The sequence below is a fragment of the Cupriavidus sp. SIMBA_020 genome, assembly GCF_046535395.1.
GTDB classification, from domain to species: Bacteria; Pseudomonadota; Gammaproteobacteria; order Burkholderiales; family Burkholderiaceae; genus Cupriavidus; species Cupriavidus campinensis.
Genome location: NZ_JAWRWU010001824.1, coordinates 1 through 230, shown reverse-complemented (window position 1 = coordinate 230; position 230 = coordinate 1). Strand labels below are relative to the sequence as shown.

The window sequence follows — 230 nt, the reverse complement described above, 5'->3', positions numbered from 1 at the left end:
CGTGCCGATGCCGGTTCGATCGGCTCGACGGCGACGGCAACCGGCAAGAACGCGGTGGCGGTCGGCCAGGGCTCCGTGGCGGATCGCGACAATTCGTTCTCGGTCGGCGCGAAGGGCAACGAACGGCAAGTCACGAACGTGGCAGCCGGCACGGCGCCGACCGACGCGGTGAACGTGCAGCAGCTGAACGACAACCTCAATGCCGCGTCGACGCAGGCGAAGGGCTACAC

The 230-nt window shown here is 68.3% G+C and carries 1 pseudogene; it reads left to right on the top strand.

The window, feature by feature from the left end:
• A pseudogene (locus tag SB751_RS35895) lies at nucleotides 1–230 on the top strand (hemagglutinin); the annotation flags it as partial.